Below are 10,899 nucleotides of genomic sequence, written 5' to 3' on the forward strand. Positions count from 1 at the left end.
TTGAAGGTGCTGACGGTTACGGTATCCTGATGGGTTGCGGCGATGATGCTGTCTTCTTGGTGCTAGCCAACCATGCCGCCAAGCAAGGACTATTGATGCTAGATATCAAACGCGCTGTCACTGAAATCAAAGCAGCACTGAACTAGCTAGTTGTAGATCGAATAACTGACAACTAGACTTCGGTTGTGCTGGACTTACTCCCCAACCCCCCCGATCGAGAGGAAGCTCTTGTCCCCTCCCCTGCTTGGTGCCACGCACGCTGTAGGCGAGCGAAGTGAGACGTGTCGTTAGACGGAAACCGTCTAACGACACGTCTGTGCCTACGGCAGGCTTACGCCAACGCCTACAGCAAAGGTTGTAGCCGCTCGATCGGGGGAGGGTTAGGGTGGGGTAAAAATCTCCGCAGCAACTCCAAAAGATTGTAGGGTGTGTTAGCAACAGCGTAACGCACCTCAAATTTATGCTGTTGGTATGTTACGGCTTGCGCCTCACACACCCTACTTGAGATTGGATGTAAAAAGGCTAAATCGATCGCGCCAACTAACTAACAATTTGAGATTACCCAAATTTGGTAACTAACAGAGGATTACTGGGTATACTCTCATCAGTAGTATTCGACAGTTTTACAAGCACAATATTTACTTACGTTTAAATATGTTTGGAGATCCAAATGTCCCTAGCTGGCTATTTATCAGAGTATTCATTAGCCGAAATTTTTCATTTCGTGCAAGAGGGTAATAAAACTGGGTTATTGTCGATCGAGCCAGATCCAGGCTTGATGCGATCGCTCAGTGATGCATATCACATCTCCTTCCAAGCCGGACGGATTATGTCAGTCACCAATGCACATGGCGCAGAGCGTCACGGTTTGCTCAAGATGATGCAACAACGACGCTGGCTCTCATCAGAGCAGGTTGTCGGCTTGGAGTTTCAGCTCAGATCGCTGCGTCAACCATTGGGTACGCAGCTCAAGTCGCTCAATTTAGTCAATACCGAGCAGCTCACATTACTGTTCAATTCTCAAGTAGTTGCGACGACGTGCAAATTATTTGAAATCCACCACGGACAGTTCAAATTCAATCCACAAGCATCTTTAATTTATACAGAAATGACGGGACTGAGTTTGACAGCCCAAGAAGTTGCCTTACTGGGACTGCGGATGCTCAAGGATTGGAGTGGCTTGAGTGCCAAATTACCCGCACCGGAATGCGCGCTGCAAAGATTGTCCTCAAATCCTGATGTGAGGCTCGATTCCCAGGAATTTCAAGTCTGGAACCTCGCACTGGGCGAAATCTCGATCGCCAAAATCGCCGCCCAACTGGGGCTAGAGATCGGCAAAGTGCAACAGATCGGCTTTCGGTTGAGTTCGATCGGATTGGTGCAGGAGGTCGCGATCGAGCCATCGCAACCAGCAGTGAACCAACTGCTGGAGGCACCGCCAGTCTGCGTGGGCGGCGGTAATGCAAGTATACCAGTATCTGCTTCGTTCCTGAGTAATTTAATGGGCTTTCTCAAGAAAAAGGGTTGACAAATCATGGAAATTATGAATCTAGTGGTCACAGGTACGGTAGGTGCGGGTAAAACCACCTTTATCCGGTCTGTGAGTGAGATCGAAGTCGTAGATACAGACAGACGCGCGACTGATGATGTCGCCAATCTCAAGCAAAACACCACTGTGGCGATGGATTTTGGCACGCTGCAATTTGGGGAGGAGATGGGATTACACATCTATGGCACTCCCGGTCAGATCCGGTTTGATTTCATGTGGGAGATTTTGATCGAACGCGCTCATGCTTATGTGTTATTGATTGCCGCCCACCGACCGAGTGAGTTTCATCATGCGCGGCGGATTATGAATTTCATGAATCGGCGGGCGCAGATCCCGATGATTATTGGGATTACTCATAGTGATTGTGAAGGTGCTTGGAGTAGCGAAGATATCGCGCTGGCGTTGGGTTATCAGGATATAGCCCAGCAGCCACCGATCGTGTTGGTCAATGCTGAGGATGGCGAGTCGGTAGCGATGTCACTGATCGCTTTGGTGGAACATTATATGCAAACTATGGCAGCGCAGAGCGCGGTTGTGTAGGTCACATCATTTCTGGTCACAAGTAGCCTGGAGACTAAAGTCTCCGCTAGTACTACAAAGTCCGCCTACGCGGACTAGGTTGTCAGTCCGCGCAGGCGGACTTTGCAGCACTAGCAGCGATTTCAATCGCTGTCCGTTGGCGTAGCCTTCGCTGGAGCGACTGCTGGGGGAATCGTAGTTTGTTGCTTGGCAACAGCAGCAAGATTATTATTATGTGCGGCGGTAGACCATTCTTTGGCGAGGGAAATGATATCAGAAGGGATCATAACTAGCGTAGTGGTGTTATTTTCCGCACCGATTTCGGTCAGCATTTGTAACCGTCGCAATTCCAATGCGGCGGGATTTTGCATCATTTGTTGAGCGGCTTCACTGAGGAGCTTGGAGGCTTCTTGTTCGGCTTCAGCTTTGATTAGTCGCGCGCGTTTTTCCCGTGCGGCTTCGGCTTCTTTTGCCATCGCTCGTTGCATCGAGATCGGGATTTCGACATCTTTAAGTTCCACCCGTTCGATCGCGACTCCCCACGGTTCGGTGATTTCATCGACGATTTCTTGCACTTTAGCGTTGATTTTATCGCGACTTTGGAGCATGTCATCGAGGTTGTGTTGACCGACGATATTTCGCAATGTGGTCATGGAAGCCTGATATACTGCCATTTGATAGTTCTCGACCCGACTGATCGCCTTCATCGGATCGATGATCCGATAGTAGAGGACAGCATTGATTTTGATGGTGACACTATCGGCGGTGACTGCTTCTTGAGGCGCGATATCGACCGTTTTAGTCCGAATATCTACTTGCACTTTTTGGTCGAGGATCGGTGTGATGAAATACAGTCCTGGACCTTTAATTTGTTGAAAACGTCCTAAGTGAAAGATCACTCCCCGCTCATACTCGCGATCGACCCTAATCCCCGACTTGACAATCGCCGCCGCGATCGCCGCAGCAATCAGTAGTCCAAATTCGCCCATGATTTTTAGCTTATTTAATAATTGATTATCGATTCGATCTTTTTTTCATGAAAAATGAAAACTTATAACCGTAGCCAAGTTCGTTAGGACGTTTTCTAATTAGTCCGCCTTCGCGGACTTTGCATTCTGTTCGCGTAGCGTCTGCCTTGCAGATACGGTGATTTCAATCGCTGTTCCGTCCTAATAGCCTTGGCGGTTGCTATACCTCTGAGAGGCTGTTTGAAAAGTCTAAAATAATACTCATAAACCCTAGAAGACAAGACAGCGCATCAAGCAGGGGGATTCAAATCTACGCTCCACATCAAACACCCTCTACCCCCTAAAACCTAAAGCCTAAAACCTAAAGCCTAGTTACCCAATTCCCAACCTGCCAGCCAACTCTGGGCTAAACGGAATCACCGTCGCCGCCATCACAAATAGAGCGATCAAACCCCAGACAGCGCGGGCATCATTCGGCTCAGTGATCTCATCCAAGCTCGGACGCTCCAAGCCCCGTTGGAGAAAACCCACCAAAATCAACCAGTAGAAAATCACTAAATTGGCTGGATTGAAAAATGTGACTAAACCCAGAATGACGAGGGTGACTAGAGTGCTGCGTTGCGCTGTCTTGCGTCCATAGATCGCTTGGACGATTCTACCGCCATCTAGCTGTCCTGCTGGCATCAGGTTGAGAGCATTGATGACCAAACCCAACCAACCGATGATGACCAAAGGATGAATTGTGAGGGTTGGTTGCTGCAATGTCGCACCCAGTAAAATTTTAGCAATGGTGCCCACTAACAGCGAACCTTGAAAAAACTGGGAGGGAATTTCTAAGCCAGCACCAGCATGAGATGATAATAAACCAGCAACCAACATCAGTAGGGAGACGACACCACCAGTTGCTGGGCCAGCTAGCGCGATATCAAATAGCGTACTGCGATCGGGTACCAGCGACTCAAACCGAGTGATCGCACCAAATGCGCCGATCTGCCCAGTCGGGAGAAAGAATGGCAGTCCGATCTTGACTTGACGCATTTGGGCGAGGATCTGATGTCCCATTTCATGAGCGATCAGGATTGTCCAGACGCCCAGTACCAAGGGGAGAATCTCCCGCACCCGTTCGGTATGCTCGTAGAAATCAAATCCCAAGAACACGCCCATCGCCTCCAGACTGGTAGCAATCGTCGCTAAAAATAGCACTACTGCCAAAATCTTTTGTCCGACTGTCGCTGGTTGGGGATCGTTGCTACTAGGTAAAACGACGACTACGGGACGCTCTTCTGGATCGGGAACGAGAAACAGACGGTATTTGTCGCCGACTTTACTATGCAGTTTGTCGGTCAAGCGACGATGGACTGCGGCGGCATCACCCCGTAAATTGCCCTTAAAGATTGCTCCCTGTTCGTAAGAGAGGGTTTCGGTCGCATAAAAGGTATCGATGCCAAAAATGCCTTTGATGCTGCTCAAATCTGCATCGGGCATAGTCAGCAGGTCGATCGCGATCGACATGGATTGCGGGCCTGTCTCCGTGGGGACGATCGACTTTCTCTGTTGATATTTAGCTTGAAGAGCGGCGATTTTGATGGCTGTTTCGGGATCTTGAGCGGCGAGTCGCACTTGAGTGCCCAACCAAATATATAAACCAGTGGCAATCACCAACAGCAGCAAGATCCCCGCCAGACTGATATTCAACCCAGCAGCAAATGCCCCAAAGCTCAACAGCCAGGGAATCATTAGCACGGCTGATTGCAACCATGATAGGACTCCAAACTTACCCAAGCCTCGATTCCGATAATAACCCCAGCCCAGAATCCCGACTGAGACGATTAGAAGAGCGATTGTGGTTGTATTTTCTGCTGTAATCATTTGTGATAATTAGATACTGGAAGAGCGGTCGCACTGTGAACCACCTACCTATAGCATGACAGCATTATTCGGTCGCGGCTAGTACGGATTCGATCCCTAGTACTACTACATACCGAAAAGTTGGCTAGACTTGGTTGCAGCTATTTGTCCAGGTAACGAATATCAATGACGGTGCCATTGAAGTTGTAATTGAGCTGATCGATTTCGACTGGAGAGCCAATCTTCATTTTGGTGTTACCGAGCACCAATCCCTCTTTAGTTTTTTGCCCATTGCCAGTCACCGTGACGATCATATCGACACTATATGAATCGGGTCTGGGGTCTTTCATGGCTTTGACTGTGCCGTCAGCTTGAGGGACTGCCAAGTTGCGATCGAGTTGCCGGACGGATTTGATATCCACCTGTCCGGCGGGTTGGTTGCGAATGACAAAACTGAGTTTGTTACCCGGACTAAATTGGGTCATCAGGGCTTCGAGATTGAGCACATTTAGCCCTCTGACAATCAGGTCAGCTTCTACCGCTTGTGACTTGTCTTGTCCGTTCATTCGTCCGGTATTTCCCGGCGACAGAAAAATCCCGATGACTACAAATAACATTACTAGGACAGCACCAATGTCAAGGAGGCTGAGTTTACCAAATAATCTCCCTTGTCGATCGAGAATAGCCATAGCTAAAACTTTATGGTAATTTAAGTTCGGAAAAACTAGTGTCAGTCAATAGCAAGTATACACCAAAGTAGTTACAGGTAGATCGATACCCGATCTCGACACCATACAGCCTATTAGCAACGATCCGCTCTTACCAACCCTGGTAACGACCTAGCCGATACTGATGCTCCTATTGCTAGCAGTTCATTAGTCTAATTTAGGTGCAAATATGTATAGTCATGTGAAGGGTATCATCCGATTTCAATTATTTAATTATAATAAATGTTAAATCTCTAAACAGTTAAAGATCGTGAGCCAAAGAAAAACTTTTTTCGAGTCATTGTTTGATATTTCTTTTGCTAGCTTTATTACGGTTAGAATAATTGGTATCCTTTATATTGTAGCGATCGCACTAGTTTCATTGGGATGTTTAGCTCTATTGATTAGCTCCTTTAGAAGTGGCTTTGGTGGCGTCGTGGTGGGATTAGTTGTTACGCCATTAGCTTGGATTCTTCAGGTGATTGGCATTAGGGTTGGGCTAGAATCTCTAGCAGCTTCAATTAAAACTTCTGAAAATACCGCTCGGATGTTGGAGATTATGCAAAGACAAAATCCTTGAACTAATTAATAATTGGGTGATGAGGATGCGGATTTCAATTCCGCCCTCATCACAATCCACCATTAGGTGGGGAATTTCGACCCTTACTGTTCGATCGCCACCCTAGATCGAGCTGTCGCTACCCGATCGATTTGGGTTAACCCAATACCTGCTGTTCGATCTGGCGAACGACAGTCAGTGCCGAATAGCTCACCCCCGCAGTCCCCTCCCCAGGATGAGTAGAATCCCCCACCATCCACAGTCCCGCCACGGGTATCCGCGTCGCAAAGCCAAAGGGACCAAATGTCGATACCCGTTGCCCGATCCCGCCGACGATACCGCGATCGCGTCCGGTATAATGCTCGAATGTGCGCGGCGTGCCTGCTTCGGTAACGATGATATTTTCAGGTGCGAGATCGAAATATGCACCCAATTTAGCGATCGCCGTAGCCGTATATTCAGCCTTGAGCGCATCATAATCAACCCCCTCGCCGTACCATTGGTGCGGATCGACAAATGAGGACGCAATAATCGTTGCCTTGCCTCCCGGTGCGCGCCCATCGCCTGGATGACTCACAGAGACGAATAGCGAATTATTCTCACCGATGATGCCGTCATAATCGTAGAGAAACTGTAGATGGGGCGGACATCCGGCGGGAATTGCCGACTCTTTGACGCCCAAATATACAACAAAGGCACCTGAAGCTTGGGGTAAAGTTTTGACACGCGATCGATACCCATCGATGGATAATAAAGGGAGTGGATGAGACTTAGGAGCCGCATCGCCCAACAATCTGACTAAATCCTGGGCGGTGACGTTTGCCACCACTTCAGCGGCGGTTTCTGTCCAAGTTTTGCCTGTCTTTTGGTTGCAGATCTTCACGCCTGTGACTCCAGTCTCATCGCAGTCGATCGATTCTACTGTATGCCGCATCAATAATTTGCCACCATCCCGCTCTAGGGAAGCCACCAAGCGATCGCTCAACACCTGCATACTCCCCTGAAGGTGGTACAGCCCTTGCGGGGTCTGAGACACGCCTAAAGCTGTTGCAGCATATAGTAATGCTGTCTCGGCAGCCGTTACCTGAGAGTAGAGCTTGAGCTGAAGATCGAGAAATGTTCGCAACCGTTTATCGCCAGCCAATCCAAACCACTTGAGTGCGTCGCCAACCGTCGAAAGCGTAAACGGTACGGTAATCAGCGTCCCCAGCCGCAATGCGCCGACTAGTTGCGTTACATCCCACAGATTGCGCGGCGGAAGGATCGGATCGCGACTTTGAAACTCCCAACTTGCGGTAAATAATTGCTGTAGAAACTGCCAGAATGGTTCGCTTCCAGGAAACTGCTGTTGACGCTCGGCTTGCCAGCGTTCGGGATCGCGCCAGACACTAATCGGCGTGGTTTCGCCTGGTAAAAATACCGCACAAGCCGGATCGCAAGGTGTCGCTGGCGGTAGTTCGATTTCTAATTCACTAAAAATCCGCTGATGAATGCCCCCTTGCTCCAAGCCCGCAACTTGCGTCGCGCCGACATCAAAGGTAAAACCTTGACGCTTGAATGTCGATGCACAGCCGCCTGGGACGATCGCTTGGTCAAATATGGTCACATCATAGCCCCGTTTCGCCAACAATGCACCTGCTGTCAATCCGCCGATGCCAGCACCAATAACTACAACTTTCGGAAGGGATGACTTTGACATTTGCACGCCGAGGGAACTAGTAATGTTAATACTTTCATCTTAACATTTCTACACGAATGACCGCAGTGGGACACCAATGGCGAACCTCGGCGCACCATTAAAAACGATATCATTGGCGATGAAAGCAAGAAGTGAAGGATGGACAATCCATTTTATCGCACGGGAAATCTTTAAGCGATCGAGGATAATCAAAGACAATCGAACTTTTAGCCACCGATGTTTCCTAACTTCTTACCCACCAACGTTCAACAGTTAACCGAGCCAGAATCGATCGAGTTTGCCAGTCAAATTCAGCGTGCAGATATCCTCACATCCTTACTTCCACAGGCAATTTCAACTAGTTATATCCATCAGGGTACAGGTGGTGTCCCGATTGTTTTTCTACATGGATTTGATAGTTCGATCTTTGAGTTTCGCCGGATCGTTCCAATTATCGCATCACATCAAGAAGTTTGGGCGATCGATCTTTTAGGATTTGGATTTACCGAAAGATTACTCAATTGTCCATTTAGTAAGGACAGCATCCGCACGCATCTATCAGCATTTTGGCAGACGCAGATTCAGCAGCCGATAATATTAGTCGGTGTCTCAATGGGTGGTGCCGCCGCGATCGAATTCACCTTAAATAATCCTGAAGCTGTCCATAAATTAGTCCTGATTGACAGTGCCGGATTCACCCAACCCCCAGCACTGGGGAAATTTTTAATTCAACCACTAGGCAATTTAGCTACCAAGTTTCTCTCAAGTCCGAAAGTTCGTAAAAGCGTCAGTGAGAAAGCTTATTTCGATCGATCTTTTGTCACCGCAGATGCTCAGACATGCGCCGCGATACATCTAGAAATGCCAAATTGGCGAGAAGCTTTGATTGCATTTACTCGCAGTGGTGGTTACGGGTATTTACTCGACAGATTATCAGAAATATACCAAGAAACTTTGATTGTCTGGGGTAAGCACGATCGGATCTTGGGAACAAAAGCAGCACAATCATTCATCGACAATTTACCAAAAGCTCGTCTGGAATGGATCGATAATTGCGGACACGTTCCCCATCTGGAGCAAGCACAGATTACCGCCCAGTCAATCTTAGATTTTATTTAACTCCGGTGGCGATCGATCGCCCAAGTGAACCCCAATTCACCCGATCGGAACTTAACCATCCACTATCCACTAGCCACTAGGCTAAAATAACCAAATAATCGATCGAGCCTCCCCCATGACTGCTGCGCCCAAACACCAGAAAGCCAAAGCCCTCAAACCCAATAGCGTCAAACCTGCAAAAGAACTGTGTAGCGAATGCGGATTGTGCGATACCCACTATATCCACTACGTCAAAACCGCTTGTGCTTTCCTCAATCAGCAGATACCCGCCCTCGAAACTCAGACTCATGGGCGCAGTCGGGATTTAGATAAAGAAGATGACTTGTATTTTGGCGTCCATCAGCAGATGATGGCGGCGCGTAAAATCGATCCGATTCCAGGTGCCCAATGGACGGGAATCGTCAGCACCATCGCGATCGAAATGTTGGAGCAGGGGCTGGTAGAAGGCGTTGTCTGCGTCCAAAATACCCCTGAAGACAGATTTACACCAATGCCGATCATTGCGCGGACGAGAGCGGAAATTCTCGCCGCTAAGGTGAATAAACCCACCCTCTCGCCAAATTTATCAATCCTCGAACAAATTGCCGAGTCTGGCTTGAAGAAGCTCTTAGTCATCGGTGTCGGCTGTCAGATTCAAGCTTTGCGCGCCGTCGAGAAAGAATTAGGCTTGGAGCAACTATACGTCCTCGGCACCCCCTGTACCGATAACGTCACCCGTGCGGGCTTGCAAAAGTTTTTAGAAACCACCAGTCGATCGCCCGAAACGGTGGTTTATTATGAGTTCATGCAGGACTTTAACGTCCACTTTAAGCATGAAGATGGTTCGACCGAATTAGTGCCATTCTTTGGGTTGAATACCAAGGAATTAAAAGACGTTTTCGCCCCATCTTGTTTGAGTTGTTTCGACTATGTGAACTCCCTCGCCGATCTAGTCGTCGGGTATATGGGCGCACCCTTTGGCTGGCAGTGGATCGTAGTCAGAAACGATCGCGGTCAACAGATGTTAGATTTAGTAAATAACGCGATCGAGACTCAAGCTGTGATGTCTAAAGGCGATCGTACAGCCGCAGTCCAACAAAGCATTCCCGCCTACGATAAAGCAGTCACATTACCAATGTGGGTAGCAAAAATCATGGGTGTCGTCATCGATAAAATCGGTCCAAAAGGATTGGAATATGCACGCTTCTCGATCGATTCTCACTTCACCCGCAATTATCTATTTACCAAACGAAACTATCCTGAAAAGCTAGAGCAGCACGTACCAGAGTTTGCGAAGAAAATCGTTTCTCAGTATAAGTTACCTGATTAAAATAGTCATGTTGGCATATCATGACTGGCTTTCGATTCCAGCATCCAAAAACTTGTTACCGACCATAAGTTAGTATGTACAGCAAGGTAGATCGTATGAAGCAGGTATTCATAGAAGAAAAAACTTTTGATAAAATAGACTTCACTCAAAAATCATTAAGTAAAGGTGAGTATGAATACTGTAAATTTATCAACTGTAACTTATCAAAATCCGACCTTTCAGACATTAAATTTTTGGAATGTGAGTTCTCAGGTTGCAATCTTAGCTTAGTCAGTCTAAACAGAACATCATTCAAGGAGATTAAATTCAAGGATTGTAAAATGCTCGGACTAAATTTTGGAAACTGTGATAAATTTGGATTCGCAGTTTACTTCGATACTTGTATCCTCAATCATTCATCATTTTCTGATATTACGTCTCCGATGAAGCAGCGAGTAAGACTTAGGCAGACAGTATTTAAAAACTCTCAACTCCAGGAAGTAGACTTTACCGAATGCGATCTCACCTGAGTTCGATGAAGTTTTGTCTCCTCAAACTCAGGCATTTCAACACTTTTAGGCTAACAGCAGAATTTTTTCAATTTTTGGCACATTAAAATCCACCATCAATATCATTAATAGTTGAAAAAACATTGATTTAAATT

General features: G+C 47.5%; 10 protein-coding genes and 1 pseudogene. 7 read left to right on the top strand and 4 right to left on the bottom strand.

The annotated features are described in order from the left end of the window. From ACEW9I_RS06075 to ACEW9I_RS06085, 3 genes and pseudogenes are all read left to right on the top strand, one after another. Nucleotides 1-146, top strand: a pseudogene (locus tag ACEW9I_RS06075) (diacylglyceryl transferase); the annotation flags it as partial. Between the two features lie 524 nt (nt 147-670). Then, a complete protein-coding gene (locus tag ACEW9I_RS06080; RefSeq protein ID WP_373539460.1) occupies nt 671-1,528 on the top strand; it encodes a DUF4388 domain-containing protein in 858 nt (285 codons plus the stop codon). Nucleotides 1,529-1,534: 6 nt separating this feature from the next. Beyond that, nucleotides 1,535-2,089, top strand: a complete 555-nt coding sequence (locus ACEW9I_RS06085) for an ATP/GTP-binding protein (protein ID WP_373539461.1) — start codon at nt 1,535-1,537, stop codon at nt 2,087-2,089. 122 nt (nt 2,090-2,211) lie between these two features. Here ACEW9I_RS06085 and ACEW9I_RS06090 read toward each other — a convergent pair whose 3' ends face one another. The 3 genes from ACEW9I_RS06090 to ACEW9I_RS06100 all read right to left on the bottom strand — a co-directional run bounded on the left by ACEW9I_RS06090 (nt 2,212) and on the right by ACEW9I_RS06100 (nt 5,573). Next, the gene (locus ACEW9I_RS06090; RefSeq protein ID WP_373539462.1) at nt 2,212-3,057 is read right to left on the bottom strand and encodes a slipin family protein; all 846 of its coding nucleotides are present in this window, start codon (nt 3,055-3,057) and stop codon (nt 2,212-2,214) included. Nucleotides 3,058-3,408: 351 nt separating this feature from the next. Then, nucleotides 3,409-4,905, bottom strand: coding sequence for a site-2 protease family protein (locus ACEW9I_RS06095; protein WP_373539463.1), 1,497 nt, complete (start codon nt 4,903-4,905; stop codon nt 3,409-3,411). A 140-nt stretch (nt 4,906-5,045) separates the two neighbouring features. After that, the gene (locus ACEW9I_RS06100) at nt 5,046-5,573 is read right to left on the bottom strand and encodes a DUF4330 domain-containing protein (RefSeq protein ID WP_373539464.1); all 528 of its coding nucleotides are present in this window, start codon (nt 5,571-5,573) and stop codon (nt 5,046-5,048) included. Nucleotides 5,574-5,862: 289 nt separating this feature from the next. Here ACEW9I_RS06100 and ACEW9I_RS06105 point away from each other — a divergent pair, with 289 nt between their 5' ends. Next, entirely contained in the window at nt 5,863-6,171 is a 309-nt protein-coding gene (locus tag ACEW9I_RS06105) for a DUF4282 domain-containing protein (RefSeq protein ID WP_373539465.1), read from the top strand. 136 nt (nt 6,172-6,307) lie between these two features. Here ACEW9I_RS06105 and crtD read toward each other — a convergent pair whose 3' ends face one another. After that, nucleotides 6,308-7,849, bottom strand: a complete 1,542-nt coding sequence (gene crtD, locus ACEW9I_RS06110) for a C-3',4' desaturase CrtD (protein WP_373539466.1) — start codon at nt 7,847-7,849, stop codon at nt 6,308-6,310. A gap of 216 nt (nt 7,850-8,065) precedes the next feature. Here crtD and ACEW9I_RS06115 point away from each other — a divergent pair, with 216 nt between their 5' ends. From ACEW9I_RS06115 to ACEW9I_RS06125, 3 genes are all read left to right on the top strand, one after another. Then, nucleotides 8,066-8,947 (top strand): alpha/beta fold hydrolase, encoded by an 882-nt coding sequence (locus ACEW9I_RS06115; RefSeq protein ID WP_373539467.1) that lies wholly within the window; start codon nt 8,066-8,068, stop codon nt 8,945-8,947. 115 nt (nt 8,948-9,062) lie between these two features. After that, nucleotides 9,063-10,256 (top strand): Coenzyme F420 hydrogenase/dehydrogenase, beta subunit C-terminal domain, encoded by a 1,194-nt coding sequence (locus ACEW9I_RS06120; protein WP_373539468.1) that lies wholly within the window; start codon nt 9,063-9,065, stop codon nt 10,254-10,256. Nucleotides 10,257-10,351: 95 nt separating this feature from the next. Beyond that, nucleotides 10,352-10,765, top strand: a complete 414-nt coding sequence (locus ACEW9I_RS06125) for a pentapeptide repeat-containing protein (RefSeq protein WP_373539469.1) — start codon at nt 10,352-10,354, stop codon at nt 10,763-10,765. Nucleotides 10,766-10,899 lie beyond the last annotated feature (134 nt).

Origin of the sequence: Chamaesiphon sp. (genome assembly GCF_041738855.1) — a bacterium.
Classification (GTDB): Bacteria; Cyanobacteriota; Cyanobacteriia; order Cyanobacteriales; family Chamaesiphonaceae; genus Chamaesiphon.

What these genes read in the sequence shown, in the direction of transcription:
- ACEW9I_RS06080 (WP_373539460.1), top strand. Translation starts at nt 671, where the DNA reads ATGTCCCTAGCTGGCTATTTATCAGAGTATTCATTAGCCGAAATTTTT.
- ACEW9I_RS06085 (WP_373539461.1), top strand. Translation starts at nt 1,535, where the DNA reads ATGGAAATTATGAATCTAGTGGTCACAGGTACGGTAGGTGCGGGTAAA.
- ACEW9I_RS06090 (WP_373539462.1), bottom strand. Translation starts at nt 3,057, where the DNA reads ATGGGCGAATTTGGACTACTGATTGCTGCGGCGATCGCGGCGGCGATT.
- ACEW9I_RS06095 (WP_373539463.1), bottom strand. Translation starts at nt 4,905, where the DNA reads ATGATTACAGCAGAAAATACAACCACAATCGCTCTTCTAATCGTCTCA.
- ACEW9I_RS06100 (WP_373539464.1), bottom strand. Translation starts at nt 5,573, where the DNA reads ATGGCTATTCTCGATCGACAAGGGAGATTATTTGGTAAACTCAGCCTC.
- crtD (WP_373539466.1), bottom strand. Translation starts at nt 7,849, where the DNA reads ATGTCAAAGTCATCCCTTCCGAAAGTTGTAGTTATTGGTGCTGGCATC.
- ACEW9I_RS06115 (WP_373539467.1), top strand. Translation starts at nt 8,066, where the DNA reads ATGTTTCCTAACTTCTTACCCACCAACGTTCAACAGTTAACCGAGCCA.
- ACEW9I_RS06120 (WP_373539468.1), top strand. Translation starts at nt 9,063, where the DNA reads ATGACTGCTGCGCCCAAACACCAGAAAGCCAAAGCCCTCAAACCCAAT.
- ACEW9I_RS06125 (WP_373539469.1), top strand. Translation starts at nt 10,352, where the DNA reads ATGAAGCAGGTATTCATAGAAGAAAAAACTTTTGATAAAATAGACTTC.